Annotated in this window: 8 protein-coding genes and 2 pseudogenes; 5 read left to right on the top strand and 5 right to left on the bottom strand. The window is 69.3% G+C overall.

Annotated features, from left to right (window positions below):
- Nucleotides 1–96: 96 nt before the first annotated feature.
- From Y694_RS01740 to Y694_RS22305, 3 genes and pseudogenes are all read left to right on the top strand, one after another.
- Nucleotides 97–714 carry a transglutaminase-like cysteine peptidase gene (locus tag Y694_RS01740; protein WP_231497477.1) on the top strand — a complete coding sequence of 206 codons (618 nt, stop codon included), beginning with the start codon at nucleotides 97–99 and terminating at the stop codon, nucleotides 712–714.
- Between the two features lie 31 nt (nucleotides 715–745).
- A pseudogene (locus Y694_RS27000) lies at nucleotides 746–1,825 on the top strand (LapD/MoxY N-terminal periplasmic domain-containing protein); the annotation flags it as partial.
- 61 nt (nucleotides 1,826–1,886) lie between these two features.
- Nucleotides 1,887–2,660: an EAL domain-containing protein gene (locus Y694_RS22305; RefSeq protein ID WP_081771179.1), complete on the top strand. Its 774-nt coding sequence runs from the start codon at nucleotides 1,887–1,889 to the stop codon at nucleotides 2,658–2,660.
- Between the two features lie 60 nt (nucleotides 2,661–2,720).
- Here Y694_RS22305 and Y694_RS01730 read toward each other — a convergent pair whose 3' ends face one another.
- From Y694_RS01730 to Y694_RS01710, 5 genes are all read right to left on the bottom strand, one after another.
- Nucleotides 2,721–9,101, bottom strand: coding sequence for a tandem-95 repeat protein (locus Y694_RS01730; RefSeq protein ID WP_036229333.1), 6,381 nt, complete (start codon nucleotides 9,099–9,101; stop codon nucleotides 2,721–2,723).
- Nucleotides 9,102–9,103: 2 nt separating this feature from the next.
- Nucleotides 9,104–9,493, bottom strand: a complete 390-nt coding sequence (locus tag Y694_RS01725; protein WP_036229330.1) for a hypothetical protein — start codon at nucleotides 9,491–9,493, stop codon at nucleotides 9,104–9,106.
- A gap of 213 nt (nucleotides 9,494–9,706) precedes the next feature.
- Complete coding sequence (locus tag Y694_RS01720; protein WP_011829471.1) at nucleotides 9,707–11,134, bottom strand: HlyD family type I secretion periplasmic adaptor subunit; 1,428 nt, start codon at nucleotides 11,132–11,134, stop codon at nucleotides 9,707–9,709.
- Nucleotide 11,135: 1 nt separating this feature from the next.
- Nucleotides 11,136–13,301 (bottom strand): type I secretion system permease/ATPase, encoded by a 2,166-nt coding sequence (locus Y694_RS01715; RefSeq protein ID WP_036229327.1) that lies wholly within the window; start codon nucleotides 13,299–13,301, stop codon nucleotides 11,136–11,138.
- A gap of 16 nt (nucleotides 13,302–13,317) precedes the next feature.
- Complete coding sequence (locus Y694_RS01710; RefSeq protein WP_011829469.1) at nucleotides 13,318–13,863, bottom strand: NUDIX hydrolase; 546 nt, start codon at nucleotides 13,861–13,863, stop codon at nucleotides 13,318–13,320.
- Between the two features lie 104 nt (nucleotides 13,864–13,967).
- Here Y694_RS01710 and Y694_RS01705 point away from each other — a divergent pair.
- Together Y694_RS01705 and maiA are read left to right on the top strand one after the other, a co-directional pair.
- A pseudogene (locus Y694_RS01705) lies at nucleotides 13,968–14,674 on the top strand (fumarylacetoacetate hydrolase family protein).
- A gap of 11 nt (nucleotides 14,675–14,685) precedes the next feature.
- Nucleotides 14,686–15,327, top strand: a complete 642-nt coding sequence (gene maiA, locus Y694_RS01700; protein ID WP_036229325.1) for a maleylacetoacetate isomerase — start codon at nucleotides 14,686–14,688, stop codon at nucleotides 15,325–15,327.
- The last annotated feature ends 92 nt before the right edge of the window (nucleotides 15,328–15,419 follow it).

Below are 15,419 nucleotides of genomic sequence, written 5' to 3'. Positions count from 1 at the left end.
GCTCCGAGCGCGATCGCGTCCCTTCCTGCTCCACGAATCCCCGCGCTTCCCCGCGTCGTCTGTTCACGGTCGTGGGCGCTGACGCTGTGGCTGCTGGTGCTGGCGCTGCTCGTGCCTGGGGTGCTGCCGCGGGCCTGGGATCGCGACCGGATGCTCGCCGCTGCACAGCGTCAGGGGCCTGAGGCGGAGCGGGGCGTCCGCCTGTTGCAATCGACGATCGTGGCTTCGCAGTCGATGTCGGAGGAGGCTCGTCTCCAGGCATTCAACCGGCTGTTCAACGAGCACATCGTGTTCGCCGAGGACATCGACACCGTGGGTCAGGTGGACCAGTGGGCCAGTCCGCTGGAGCTGCTGGCGCGCGGGGCCGGCGACTGCGAGGATTTCGCGATCGCCAAGTACTTTTCGCTGATCGCCGCGGGGTTGCCGCCTGCCAAGCTGAGAATGGTTTATGTGCGTGCCGATCTGGGCGGCCATGTGCGGGCCCACATGGTGTTGGCCTACTACGCCCAGCCCGCTGCCGAACCCCTGATCCTCGACAACCTGATCGCAGAGATCCGGCCCGCCTCGTTGCGGCGCGACCTGAGTCCGGTGTTCAGCTTCAACGCCGAGGGACTGTGGCAGGGCACCGGTGCGCAGAAGGCCGGCGATCCGACGGCGAGGCTGTCGCGCTGGCGAGAGGTGCTCGGCAAGGCCCGAGCGGAAGGTTTCGTATGAACATGGCACTGTGCACATCGAGGGGCGGGCAATGTCGCTGATCCGACAACTCTGGTTGCTGCTGCTTGCGACCGTCATGGTCGGCGTGCTGGGCAGCGCGCTGGTCACCGTGGGTTCGGCACGCGGTTACCTAGAAACGCAGCTGCGCCTGAAGAACAGCGACAACGCCCAGGCGCTGGCACTCACGCTGTCGCAGCAGAACGGCGATCTCGCGCTGGCCGAACTCGCCATCAGCGCACAATTCGACACCGGCTTCTATGAGCGCATCAGCCTGAGGGGACCGGAAGGGCAGATGCTCGTTGAACGCCTTGGCGCAGCCGAGCCGACAGAGGTGCCGACCTGGTTCAGGGGGCTGGTGCCGATCGAGTCGCTTCCCGGTGTCGCGCAGGTCTCCGACGGCTGGCGGTCGCTGGGCACCCTCGAGGTGGTGAGCGCGTCGAGTTTTGCGCTCGACGATCTTTGGCAGAGCAGCCTGCGGTCGGCCGGCTGGCTGGTCCTGATCGGGCTGCTGGCAGGTGCGCTCGGTTCGCTGGTGCTCCGGCGGATCCGCGCGCCGCTGCAGGCAACGGTCGACCAGGCGCGCGCCATCGTCGAACGGCGCTTCGTGACCGTGCCCGAGCCGCGCGTTCCCGAGCTGAGCCAGCTCAGCCGTGCGATGAATGCCATGGTGCAGCGGCTGCAGGCCATGCTGTGCGAGCAGGGCGCTCAGCTGGAAGCATTGCGCCAGCAGGCGCAGACCGATCCGCTCACCGGCCTGTCCAACCGCGGCCACTTTCTGGCACAGCTGGGTTCGATGCTGGCCCGCGAGGACACGCCCCGCGCGGGAGCCTTGCTGCTGTTGCGAGTGCACGATCTTGCCGGCCGCAACCGCGATGCCGGCCATGCCGCCACTGATGCCCTGCTGCAGACGCTCGCCCTGAGCCTGCGCACCGCTGCTGCAGGGGGCGTTCCCCTGATGGCGGGGCGCCTCAATGGCGCGGACTTCGCGGTGCAGGCAGCCGATGCCGATGCCGCCCGCGTCGCTGAGGCGCTGCAGACGACCCTCAGAACGGCCTTGAAACCTTGGGCCGATGTTCGTGTGGCCATCGGCGCCGTGCCGTGGCGTTCCGGGGCGAGCGTCGCCGCGCTGATGCTGGCCGCCGACGCAGCTCTGGTGCGGGCCGAGACACAGGATGGTTATGGCCTGGCGGTCGACGATGCGCCTGCCGCGAGCCCCGAGTCGGCCATCGGCGAAAGCGGTTGGCGCCAGTTGCTCTGGCACGCGCTCGAGCGCGGCGATGCCCGACTCGGCAGCTACCCGGTCATCGGGCGCGATGGTCGACTGCTGCATCTGGAGAGCCCCTGCGGCTGCGGCTGCACGAGGCGGAACCTTCGAGCCTGCCGCGCGTTGGCTGCCCTGGGCGCTGCGCAGCCAGTTCAGTGCCCGAACCGACCTCTTGGCAGTGCGTCTGGCGCTGGAGCAGATCGCGCTCGACGAGCAGCCTCGAGGGGTGAACCTCGCCACCGATTCCCTCGGGGACAGTGGCTTTCTGGTGGGCTTACGCAGCCTGATCGCCGCCCACGGCCAAGCGGCTCGGGCGCTGTGGCTGGAGGTGGGCGAACGTGCGGCCATCGAGCAGCTACCGGTACTGCGCGATCTGGGACAGCAACTGCGCCCGCTCGGCGTGCAGCTCGGGCTGGAACACGCGGGCGAACGCCTTGCACGCATCGAGCGGCTGTACGAAGCCGGACTCGACTACGTGAAGCTCGATGGCGCCCTGGTGAGCGGCGTTGCCTTGGATGGTGCGCGTGCGGACTTCGTACGGGGCCTGGTCTGGACGTTGCACGGCCTGGAGATTCGGGTGCTGGCCGAGGGCGTGGTTGACGCGGCCGACGCGCGTTCGCTGTGGGCTTGCGGGCTGGACGGCATCACCGGTCCCTGGGCGAGCGCGCAGCCACTGCGCTGAGGGCCGACCTGCGGCACACAACATGCCGCGGGAGCAGCACGTCGGGCTGCTTGGCCCTGATCAGGGCCCGTCGGTGATCAGCTTTCCGCGCGTCAGAAGCTCCTGGATGATCTGGTTGTCGGTGGCGGTCCCGGCCAGGCCGAGCGAGCTCCGGATGTCGACCCCCTGCAGCACGATGCGCTGGTCCTCGACGGCGCTGTTGTAGGTGCCGCTGGCGAATTGGCCGGAGGTGCTGATGCGGATCTCGGTGTTGCCGCCGCTGACGTTGAAGTCCAGGTAGTTCTGAAGGTTGCCCGGCGCATTGCCCGCACCATGCAGGTCACCGACCAGCAGCTCGCGCAGGTCGAGCACGTCGCCCCCCGAGGCGACAGGCGCGGTGTTGAAGTCCGTGATGACGTCCTGGGCGCGCGAGCCGTTCGACGCCGTACCGTTGAACTGGGCCGTGGTGCCCGCATTGGGGTTCTCGGCCCGACCCGCGGCCACACCGCCGTCACCGAAGTTCCACTTGAAGACATCGGATCCGGCGCCGCCGGTCAGCACATCCCAGCCCTTGCCGCCGATCAGCACGTCGTTGCCGGCTCCACCGTCGAGCCGGTCGGCACCGAGACCCCCGTCGAGTCGATCATTTCCGGCATTGCCGTTCAGCACATCGGCACCGGCCTCGCCGAGCAGCTGGTCGTTGCCGGCGCCACCGGCCATCGTGTCGGCGCCGCCGCCACCGTAGAGCGTGTCGTCGCCACCGCCGCCGTTGATGACGTCACGCGCCTCGCTGCCACGCACCGTTTCATCGCTGCCATTGCCGTTGAAGCTGCCGCCCGTCCGCACCAGGTATTCGCGATTGGTCGAGCTCTCGACGATGTCCTGCGATGCGGTCAGCGTCGGCTGCAAGCCGGCCTGGAAGAGGGCGTAGTTGTCGAGCGAGAACAGGTTGGCGTACTCCGAGGCGCTGCTGCCCGAGGGCTTGACCTCGAAGCGCAGTCGCGCATTCCCCCCTTGTTCCCAGTACAGGAGTTCGATCTGGTTCATGCCTTCTGCGAAGCTGACACCGATGAACTCGCGCGTCGTGGGCGACTGGATGCCGTCGTACTGCGCCACCGCCTGGCCGTTGATGTTGACGACGAAGCCGTCATCGCCGGTCACGCGCAGATCGTAGCTGCCGCCCTGCAGATAGACATGGCCGACATTGCGAACAATGGCGTCCGTCGTGCGGCCCAGGCCGCTGGCGGCACGCAGCGTCGCAGCGTCGTTGCCGACGAAGTCGCGCAGTGCGCCGCTGGTCGGCGTGTTGCCGGCCGTGACTGCCGGGTTGCTGCCGAGGCTGCCGTCGACCGCGGGTGCGAAACCATAGTCCAGATCGGTGGCGATCCAGCGGGCATCGATCGCGGCCGTGCGTGCCGACGTGCCGGTACCGACCACCGCAGCGCCGCCCGCGGCGATATTGCGGCCGTTGATGACCATCGTCGCGTCGGCGATCGATTCGATGTTCGCGCCGCCGCTCCCGCCGTTGGCCGAAGTGGCACGGCCGTCGTCGGCGTGCAGCCGCGTCGAGCCGGCAAAGGCCGGACCGCCGTTCGATCCGGTGCGGTCGTCGTTGTAGCCGTAATACTCGCCGTTGAGGCCCATGCCAGCGGGCGCGACGGCGCTGGTCGTCGCGGTCAACTGCCCGGGGCCACCGACCTGCAGCGTGATCGTCGCCGTGCTGAAGCCGCCGTTGCCGTCGGTGATGCGGTAAGTGAAGACGTCGCTGACGGCATCGCCCTGGCGCAGCGCGAGCGTGTCGGGATCCGCGTTGTTCAGCGTGTAGGTGTAGCTGCCATCCGCGGCGATCGACAGGCTGCCATAGCGACCGGTGGCGGCAAACGAGCCCGGCGTGCTGCCCGACGGCGTGCCGGTGCCGGCCACGAGGCCGGTCACGCGCAGCGTGTCGTTCTCGATGTCGCTGTCGGCCTGATTGCCGGTGGGCCCGGCGTCGCCCGTTACGGCATTGCCGCTCACGGTGTTGGCAGTTGCCGAACCGGCAACCACGGCTTTCAGCGGCGCATCGTTCGCGGCGACCGGTGCGTCGTTGACCGCGGACACGTTGAAGGTGATGCGGTTGGCCGTCGGGTCTGTGTTGGCACCGCCGTTGGCGGTGCCGCCGTTATCCCGCACCTGGAAGGTGAAGCTCGCGAGGCCGTTGCCGCTGGCGTTGGCCGGCGGCGTGTAGACGAGTTGGCCGGCCGACAACTGGGCCACGGTAACCACTGTCGAGGTGGTGACGGCAACGCCGTTCAACGCGAGGCTGCCCGTGTTCGGAGCCGAGACCGTCACCTGCGCGAAGGCGTTCGCCGGGCTGTCGTTCGGGTCGTTGTAGCCGAAATCGGCAACGGTGAGCGCGTAGGCCGTGTCCTCGCTGGTGGCGATGGTCTTGTCGGCGCCGGCCGGAGCGTCATTCACCGCAGCGACCGTGACATTGACCGTTGCCGTCTCGGTGATGCCATTGACCGAGACCGTGTAACTGAACGACGTCGATCCGCTGTACTGGGGGGGCGGTGTGTAGACCAACTGGCCCGCGGCGTTGAGCGCCACGGTGCCATGGGTGACCGCCACGGCCGGTCCCCCGCTGACGAGGCCGATGCCGTCGACCGCGGTGATGGTGCGAGCAGGGTTCTCGAAGCTGTCGTTGCCCAGCACCGTGATCGTGACCGGCGTGTCTTCGTTGGTAGTCGCCGTGTCATTGGCGATGTCGGCGACCGGTGCCAGCGTGAGTGACACCGTCGACACGGTCGCCGGCGCCTGCCCATCGCTGCTGCTGAGCGTCAGCGTGGCGGGCCCGTTGTAATCGGCCGTGCCGGTGTAGGTGGAACCCTCGAGCGCGGCGTTGATGGCCGCCGGCGAGCCCGTGAGACTGACCGTGCCACTGCCGTTCCCGATCACCGTGAGCCCTGCCGTCGATCCCAGCAAAAAGCTGCCTTGGGTGACGCTGATGGTCGTGGTGAGCGAGGCGCTGTCGACATCGGCGACGCTCAGGACGTTGCCGTTGGCCACCGAGAACACCAGCGCGGTGTCCTCGCTGCCCGATTGCGCCGTCGCCGGGACTGTGTTCACCGGGGCATCGTTCACGGGCAGCACGGTGACCGGAATCGTCGCGCTGCTGGACGCGGTGTCGCCGTTGGCGGTCTCGCGGCTGGTCGCGGTCACGCTGAGGTCGATCTGGCCGCTGAACTGGGGCGGCGGCGTGAGAACCAGTCGATCGAGCGCCCAATCAGTGACGATCGCAACCGTGCTGCCAGCCGACGCGGTGAAGCTGTGCGTGCCGTCCGACAGCGTGGCGCCGGCCGGGATCTGCCCGATGGTGATGACGGAGATGAGTTCCGAGCCATCGGTGTCGGTCAGCGCCACGCCGACCGGCGGTAGACCGATCGGGCCGTCTTCCGGGCCGGTACCGGCCAGCGGGTAGTAGCCCGCGCCGTTGCTGCCGACGAGGGCGCCGTGCGGCGCATTCACGGCGTCGAGGGCTTCGATGCTGGGCACCAGCGTGAAGTTGCTGGCGTCGAAGCTGACCGGTGCCGCGCCATCGGTACTGACGGACAGCAGGGCGTTGCCGGGGCCATCGCCGTTGTAGAAGATGAAGTCGACGGTGTAGTAGCCGGACGTCGTGGGCGCGAAGGGCGCAGCCTGGTAGGCGCCCCAGGCGTTGAAACCCTGCTGGAAGACGGTCTGGCCGCCGAGCACCATGGAGGCGGTGTCGTCGCGTTCGCCGGTGAAGGTGTAGACGTGGCCGGCCTCCAGGAACACCAGCCCGGTCATGCGGTAGGCCTGGTCCTGGACGATGGTCGCTGCGGTGTAGCTGGACTCCACCGTCGTGGCCGTGGGGGTCACACCGGCCAGCGAGGCCGCGAGCGAGGCGGGATCCCGCGCGGAGTCGGGATCGATGGTCGCCACGTTGTCATAGCGCCGGAACGTCGCCCCTTCGACGGCGCCCGGAATCTGGTCGAACAACGGGCCGCCAGCGGCGCCCACTTCGATCAACGGGGCATCGGCCACCGGTACCACGGCGATGCCGATGGACGAGACGGTCGGAGCGGCTTCGCCGTCGCTGGTGCTGACCGTCAAGCTGTCCTGACCGCTGTAGTTCGCAGCGGGCTGGTAGCTCAGCCCATCGAGCGCCGCATTGATCTCGGCGGCCGTGCCCGACAGCGTCAGCACGCCACTGCCGTTGCCGGTGACGATCGCGCCACCGGCGAGCGAGACGGTCAAGCTGCCATGATCGACCGCAATCATGGTCGTGAGCAGTCCGCCATCGACATCGGCCACGCTGATGGCGTTGCCGGTCGCACCGGAGAACAGATGGGCGGTGTCCTCGGGCGTGGACTGTGCGGCGGGCAGCACCTGCGTCGGCGCATCGTTGACCGGTGCGATGGTGATCACCGCCGCCGCCGGCGCCGACACGGCTCCCTCGGAATCGGTGACGGTGAACGGCAGGTTCACCGTGCCGTTGAAGTCAGCCGCCGGCACGAAGACCAGCGCGGCCGCCTGGGCCGCGGTCAGCGGCGAGCCGGCGACGACCGGGGTCGTGCCGTCGGCCAGGTAGAGCACGCCCTGTGAGACCGGCGGAAGCTCCGTGACGGTCACGATCGGCGCGGTGCCGTCCTCGGTGTCGGTACCGACGAGGCTCAACGCGATCGGCGTGTCTTCCGTGCCGTTCACCGCAGCGGGAGTGGCGATCGGCACATCGTTGATGGCGGTTACGGTGATGACCGCGGACGCGGTCGTCGAGGTGAGCCCCTCGGAATCAGTGACCGTGAAAGGCACGTTCACCGTGCCGTTGAAGTTCGCTGCAGGCACGAAGACCAGCGAGGCGGCCTGGGCCGTGGTCAGCGGCGTGCCGGCGACGACGGGCGTCGTGCCGTCGGCCAGATACAGCACGCCCTGCGAGACCGGCGGCAATGCCGTGACGGTGACGATCGGCGCCACGCCGTCCTCGGTGTCGGTGCCGCCGAGCGCGACCGGGATGGCCGCGGCATCCTCGAGCCCGCTGCTCGTTGCGGGCAGCGCGACGGGCGCGTCGTTGACGGCACCCACGGTGATGACCGCGGTCGCGGGTGCCGAGACGAGACCTTCGGAATCGGTGACCGTGAACGGGAAGTCCACCGTGCCGTTGAAGTCGGCCGCCGGCACGAAGACCAGCGAGGCCGCCTGGGCCGCGGTCAGCGGCGTGCCGGCGACGACCGGCGTCGCGCCGTCGGCCAGATACAGCACGCCCTGCGAGACCGGCGGCAATGCCGTGACGGTGACGATCGGGGCGGCACCGTCCTCCGCGTCGGTGCCGACGAGGCTCAGTGGGATCGGCGTGTCTTCCGTGCCGCTGACTGCCGCGGGGGCGGCCACCGGCGCGTCGTTGACCGGCGCGAGGTCGAAGCTGATCCGGTTGGGCGCTGTGTCGAAACTGCCGGCACTGTCCTGGACGCTGAAGTCGAACCCGGCGTAGCCGATGCCGTTGCCGTTGGCGCCGGGCACGAAGACCAGGCGGCCGGCGGCGATGTCGGCGATGGCGACCACGCTGCCGCTGGCGAGCGGCTGTCCGTTCAGCAGCAGTTGGCCGGCCTGCGGCAAGCTGTCGATACGCACGGCGACAAGGCTCTGGCCGGCGTCGGCATCGATGAAGGCGAAGTCCCCCGGCGCCAGCACCACTGGCTGGTCCTCGGTGCCGGCAATGCGGTGATCGGTGCTGTCGGGCGGCGTGTTGCCGCCGACGGCCACCGACACGGTCGCGATCGCGGTGGATCCGCTGGGATCGGTGACGGTGTAGCTGATCGTGGCCGTGCCGGTGAAGTTGGTTGCCGGCGTGAAGCGCAGGCTGCCGTCCGGGTTGAGGGTCACGACGCCCTGCGTCGGGTCCGCCAGGCTGGCGTTCGACACCGTGAGCATGTCGCCGTCGGGGTCGCTATCGTTGCCCAGCACCGCCACGTCAACAGCGGTGTTGATCGGCGTCGAGGCCGCGTCGTCACGGGCGATCGGTGCATCGTTGACGGGCGTGACGACGATGCTGGCGATCACCGGGCCGGTGGTCACGCCCACCGAATCGGTGACCGTGAAACCGACGTTGACGGTGCCGTTGAAGTCCGGCGCGGGAACGAACACCAGCGCGCCGGCCTGCGCGGCGGTCAGCGGGCTGCCGGCGACGACCGGGGTCGTGCCATCGGCGAGGAACAACTGACCCTGGGACGCCGGCGGCAAGTTGGTCACGGTGACGATCGGCGCCGTGCCGTCCTCGGCGTCGGTGCCGGAGAGGTTGAGCGGGATCGGCCCTGCGTCTTCGGCGCCGCCGGCCGGGGTGATCACCGGCACCGGCGCCTGGTTGGGCGCTGGCGCCGGTGCCGCGGCACCGCGTTGGCCGGCGTCCTGGATCTGGGCGTCGAAGAACGGCGGCTGTTCACGGGCGGCCGCGGGGGACTCCACCGTCAGGGAGCCGCTCCCCACGCCCTCGACGATGCGGCCGACCCGCAGCGCGGGCGAGGCTTCACCGCCGCTGGCGGGGCCACCAGCCGCCGTGGCCGCATCGGGTCACCCTCTTCGAGGGCCTGGATCACGCGATCGATGTCCTCGGGTACCGCCGCCGCGGTGCCGGCCGGCAGGTCGGTCGGCAACTGCCCATCGGCCGCGGTGCTCCAGGTCTGGCCCCGATCGTTGCGGATCTCCACGATGCTGTCCTGCGCCGTCAGGATCAGATCGCCCTTGTTCACCAGGTCGCCGATCTTGAGTTCACGGGTGCTGCCGTCGGCCAGACGGATGCGGGCGTTGCCCCAGACGGCGGTGACTTTTCCAAGTTGAACGGTGGCGACGATGGGCACGGCAATCCTTCAGGGGCGAGCGGCGAGGCCGCGAATCGTGACGTAGAGCATATCGGGCAACGCGACGCCTTAAGTGGCGCTTCTGACGCTGGAATGTGATCCGGCGCACGGAATCATCATTGTTACGAGACTTAGTGCTTAAGGGGTCGTCGTCTCGGAGCCCGCGTCCGCGGAACCCGCCGAGTCGAGATGTTCGGGCCCGCGACCGGCCGATCAGCGCTCCGACAGCGCGTAGGCCTTGCCCCGCAGCACCGGCTTGAGCAGGTAGGACATCACCGTCTTCTTGCCGGTCAGGATGTCGACCTCGGCCGTCATGCCGGGAATGATCGGCAGCTTGTCGCCCAGCTGAGCCAGGCGCGTGCGCACGCGCACGACGTAGAAGGCATTGCCCTTCTCGTCGATCACGGTGTCGGGGCTGATGTTCTCGACGGTCGCATCGAGGCCGCCGTAGATCGAGAAGTCGTAGGCCGTGAACTTCACCGTCGCCTGCTGGCCTGGGTGGATGAAGCCGATGTCGCGCGGGAACACCCGGGCTTCGAGCACCAGCGCGTCGTCGAGCGGGACGACCTCGACGATGTCGCGGCCAGGTTGCACCACGCCGCCGACGGTGTTGGCCAGCAGACGCTGCACACGGCCGCGCACCGGCGACTTGACCTGGGCCTTGTCGACCTTGTCGCTCAGCGCGACGCGCCCCTCTGTCAGCGCGTTCATGCGGCCCAGCACATCGGCCAGTTCCTTGCGGGCCTCGTTGCGAAAGGCGATCTCGGTCTCCTGGATCTTGCGCTGCGCCTCGCCGACGGCCGCCGACACCCGGGCGATCTGCGCGCCGGCCTGCTCGACATCGCCGCGGTACTTGCTCAGGTCGCGCTCGAGCCGCAGGATGTCGACCTCCGACACTGCGCCGGAGGCCAGCAGCGGCCGCGTCTTCGCCAGCTCCTGCTGCGACAGGTCCAGACCCCGTTCGGCCGAGGCGCGGCGCGAGCGGGCCTCGTTGAGCTCCTGCTCGCGCTGCATCAGCTGCTGACGGCTGATCGACACGATGGTCGAGAGCTCGGACTGGCGCGACTCGTAGAGTCGGCGTTCCTCCTCGATGATGCGGCGCTCTTCCGGGTCCTTGCTCGGCGGGGGCGGCTGAAACGGGTTGCCCTCGGCCAGCGCGCGCAGCCGGGCCTGCCGGGCCAGCAGCGCGAAGCTCTGCGCGGCGTTCTCGCGCACCCCCGACGTGGCGCGCGTCTCGTCGATGCGCAACAGCAGCTGGCCAGCCTCGACCACCTGGCCCTCCTTGACCAGGATCTCAGACACCACCCCGCCATCGAGCGACTGGATCACCTGCAACTGCCGCGACGGGATCACCTTGCCGTCACCGCGTGTCACCTCGTCGATCCGGGCGAGCGCAGCCCAGACCAGCAGCACCGCGACCACGCAGACCGCGGCCCGCACGATCACCTGTGCCCGCTGAGTGCGGGCGCGGGCCAGCAAGGCCTCGGGCTCTGCCTCGTAGCCGGTGCTGCCCACCGCGGCGGACGGCGCCACCGGGCCGAACACCCGCTTCGTCAGCGGTTCGAGCCAGAGGCGGGTGCGCTCCAGCCCGGCCAGCAGCGCGCGGCCGAAGCCCATCAGGCGGGGGGCGGGACTGCCCATGCTAGGCCGCCCTCGTGATGCGACCGGCGGCAAGCGCCTGCATGATCTGCTCACGCGGCCCGTCGGCGACAACACGTCCCTGGTCGACGACGATCAGCCGCGTGGCCATCGGCAGCAGCGAGGTGCGGTGCGTGACCAGCACCACCGTCTTGTTGCTGGCGATCGAAGCGAGGCGCGACGTGACGTGAGCTTCGGTGGCGAAATCCATGGCGCTGGTCGGCTCGTCGAGCAGCAGGATCGGCGCGTTGTGCAGCACTGCGCGGGCCAGTCCGACGCTCTGGCGCTCGCCGCCCGACAGCGATTCGCCGCGTTCGCCCACCGGCATGTCGAAGCCGCGGGGATGGCGGTTGACGAACTCGCTGAGTCCGGCCACCTCGGCCGCCGCGACGATGGCCTCGTCATCGGCGTAGGGCAGACCGAAGGCGATGTTCTCGCGCAGGTTGCCGAAGAACAGCGTCACGTCCTGCGACACGTAGCCGAGGTTGCGTCGCACGTCGGCCGGGTCGAGCTGGCGCAGGTCGATGCCGTCGAGCAGCACGGCGCCCGCGGTGGGGGCGTACAGGCCCAGCATCAGCTTCTCGATCGTGCTCTTGCCGGAGCCGACCTTGCCGATCAGCGCCACCCGTTCGCCGGCGGCGATCTTGAAACTCACGCCGTCGAGCGCACTGTCGGAACGTCCCGGGTAGGCGAAATGGACGTCCCGGAACTCGATCTCGCCGCGCAGTTCGCGCCGGTGGATGAAGGCATTGCCGGCCGGCCGCTCGACGGGCTGGGCCATGATCTTCTCCAGCGATTCGAGCGCCGTCACCGCCCCCTGGTACTGCAGCAGCAGGCCGACGATCTGCCCGGCCGGCGCCAGCGCACGGCCGCTGAGCATCGTGGCGGCGATCAGCGCACCCATCGTCAGCTGGCGGTCGCCGATCAGGTAGACGCCGATGACGATCAGCGACACGCTCACCAACTGCGTCAGCCAGGCCGTGGCCGACAGCGCGGTGGACGACAGGCCGCGCATGCGCATGTTGATGCCGGCCAGGTAGGCATTGGTCTGCTCCCAGCGGGCCTGGATAGCGCTTTCGGCACCCTGGGTCTTGACGGTCTCGATCGCGGTCAGGCTCTCGATCAGCGTCGCGTTGCGCTGGGCGCCGGCCTGCCAGGTGGCCTGCGACAGCTCGTGCAGCCGGTGCTGCAGGATGTAGCCGACCACCACGACCAGCACGAAGGCGACTACCACGGGCGCAGCGAGCCAGGGCGACAGCCAGAACATCACGCCGATGAACAGCAGGGCGAACGGCAGGTCGATCAGCGCCGTGACGGTGCTCGAGGCGATGAAGTCGCGCACCTGCTCGAAGCCGCGCAGATTGGACGCGAACGAGCCGACTGCCGCCGGCCTGTGAGAGAGCTGCATCCCCAGCACGCGCTCCATCAGCGTGGCCGAGATCTGCACGTCGATGCGGGCGCTGGCCTCGTCGACGAAATGGCTGCGCAGCGTGCGCATGAACAGATCGGCGCTGATGACGATCAGCACCCCGATCGCCAGCGCCCACAGCGTCTCCTCCGCATGGTTGGGCACCACGCGGTCGTAGACGTTCATCGAGAACAGCGGGAAGGCGATCGCGAACAGGTTGATCAGCAGTGCCGCCCACAGCACGTCGCGGTACACGTTCCGCTGCGCCAGCACGGCGCCCCAGAACCAGTGGCCGGCGCGGGTGGCGCGCACCTCGGGCGCACGTTCGTCGAAGCGGAACTGCGGCCGCACGAACAGCATCACGCCGCTGTAGCGCTCGGCCAGCTGGTCGGCGTCCAGCGTCACGGCACCGGCGCCGGTCTCCGGCATCAGCACCTGCCAGGCGCCGGAGGCATCGCGGCCAAGGAGCACGCAGGCGCGCTCGTCGTGCAGCACGGCGATGGCGGGGAGCGTGGCCGTATCGACCGCATCGAGCGCCATGCGCTGCAGACGCGCGGTCATCGCCGCCCGGTCGGCAGCACGTTCGGCCAAGGCCAGCGTCAGGCGGCCGTCGACCAGCGGCAGGCCCGCCGACAGCGATGCGCGCGATGCGGCCACGCCGTGCACGCGGCAGACTTCCAGCAGACAGTCCAGCAGCGGGTCGGGGTGGATCAGGTCTTCGCGCAGGCGGGTCGTGGCGGTGGAAGAGGGCGGTAGCGTCATCGGGACAGGCGTGTGCTCATGCGATATCGGCACAGTGCAGCCCGAATTGACCCCCGGCCCGGTCGGCGAAGTAACGGCGCAACGTCTCGGCCGTCGTGCGGAAGGCCAGGTGCTCCCACGGCACCTCGGCTTCGCGGAACAGCGCCACCTCCAGCGACTCGACGCCGGGCGCGAAATCGAGATCCTGCAGCGCGGCGCGGTAGAAGAAATGGACCTGGCCGACCCGCACCACGTTCAGGACCGAGAACAGCCCCTGCAACTGCACGCGCGCGCCGGCCTCCTCGTCGGTCTCGCGCAGCGCGCCTTGCTCCAGCGTCTCGCCGAGTTCCATGAAGCCGGCCGGCAGCGTCCAAAGGCCGTGGCGCGGTTCGATGGCCCGCCGGCACAGCAGCACCTGGTCGTCCCAGGTCGGCAGCGTGCCGACCACGTTCAGCGGGTTCTCGTAGTGGATCGCCTCGCAGACCGTGCAGACCGCGCGTTCACGGCTGTCGTCGGCCGGAATGCGGTAACCGACGGGACCTCCGCAGGTCTTGCAATGCCGGAAACTGCGTGCGGAGAACATGGCGAGCGAGTGTACCGGGGCCCTCGCGACGAACCCATGGCGGACCTGTGCCCGGGTCCGCGTGGCATCATCTTCGGCGCCTTGATGAAGTTCGCCCAACGACCATGCCCATCCTTCACCATGTGATCGAACTTCCTTCCACGCCCAGCGTTCCGGTGCAAGGCCGCAGCGAGCGCTTCCCGGTGCGCCGCATCTACTGCGTCGGCCGCAACTACGCCGAGCACGCCATCGAGATGGGCCACACCGGCCGCGAGGCGCCGTTCTTCTTCATGAAGCCGGCCGACGCGGTGCTGGCGGTGGACGCCGGCACGACCGGCGAGATGCCCTATCCGGGCCTGACGAAGAACCTGCACCATGAAGTCGAGCTCGTGGTGGCTCTTGGCAAGGGCGGGCGTGACATCCCGGCCGCAGCCGCCCTCGACCATGTGTGGGGCTACGCGGTCGGGCTGGACATGACGCGGCGCGACCTGCAGAACGACATGAAGAAGGCCGGCCGGCCCTGGGAGATCGGCAAGAGTTTCGAGGCGTCGGCGCCGATCGGGCCGCTGACGCCCGCCGCGCAGGTGCCCGGCATCCACACGGCGCCGATCGTGCTCGACGTCAACGGCACGGTACGCCAGGTCAGCCACATCAACCGCATGATCTGGAGCGTGGCTGAGATCATCGAGCACCTGTCGGCCGCATGGAGCTAGCGCCGGGCGACCTGATCTACACCGGGACGCCGGAGGGTGTGGCAGCGGTCGTGCCCGGTGACCTGCTCGAGGCACGCGTCGAGGGCCTGGAGCCGCTGCGCGTGCACATCACCGGCTGAGCGGACGCGCCGTGGAGCTGTACAGCTACTTCCGCTCCTCGGCCGCGTTCCGTGTGCGGATCGCGCTGGCGCTCAAGGGACTGGCCCACGATTACCGCGCGGTGCACCTGGCGCGCAACGAGCACCTCGCCGCGGCCTATGGCGCGGTGTCGAGCGCCCGGCTCGTCCCGCAGCTGATCGACGGTGAGGCGTCGATCAGCCAGTCGCTGGCGATCATCGAATACCTCGACGAAGTGCACCCGCAGCCGCCGCTGCTGCCGGGCACGGCACTCGATCGCGCGCGCATCCGCTCGCTGGCGCTCGACATCGCCTGCGAGATCCACCCGCTGAACAACCTCCGGGTGCTGCGCTACCTGGTGCGGGAGCTGCAGGTGGGTGAGGTGGCCAAGAACACCTGGTATCGGCACTGGGTCGAGCAGGGCCTGGGTGTGGTCGAGCAGCGACTCGCGCAGGAGCCGGGCGCCGGACGCTACTGCCACGGGGAGTCACCGACGCTGGCGGACTGCGTGCTGGTGCCGCAGATCTTCAATGCGCAGCGCTTCGATTGCCGGTTGGACCACGTACCCACGGTGATGCGGGTGTTCGAGGCCTGCATGGCCGAGCCGGCCTTCCAGCGCGCGCAGCCTTCGGCCTGCCCGGATTTCGAGCCGTGACCAACCCTCTCTCCGAGGCGCTCCGGCCTCGCTTTGCGACGGCCAGGGTCGGTGCGCTGATGAGCACGCGCGCCGGCGGCGTGAGCAGGGGC

Origin of the sequence: Methylibium sp. T29-B, assembly GCF_000576225.1 — a bacterium.
Lineage (GTDB): Bacteria > Pseudomonadota > Gammaproteobacteria > Burkholderiales > Burkholderiaceae_C > Methylibium > Methylibium petroleiphilum.
This window is presented reverse-complemented; position numbering and strand designations above follow the sequence as displayed.

Excerpts from the sequence above, each read along its gene's own strand:
- Y694_RS22305 (WP_081771179.1), top strand. The coding sequence starts at position 1,887 with ATGGTTATGGCCTGGCGGTCGACGATGCGCCTGCCGCGAGCCCCGAGT.
- Y694_RS01720 (WP_011829471.1), bottom strand. The coding sequence starts at position 11,134 with ATGGGCAGTCCCGCCCCCCGCCTGATGGGCTTCGGCCGCGCGCTGCTG.
- Y694_RS01715 (WP_036229327.1), bottom strand. The coding sequence starts at position 13,301 with ATGACGCTACCGCCCTCTTCCACCGCCACGACCCGCCTGCGCGAAGAC.
- Y694_RS01710 (WP_011829469.1), bottom strand. The coding sequence starts at position 13,863 with ATGTTCTCCGCACGCAGTTTCCGGCATTGCAAGACCTGCGGAGGTCCC.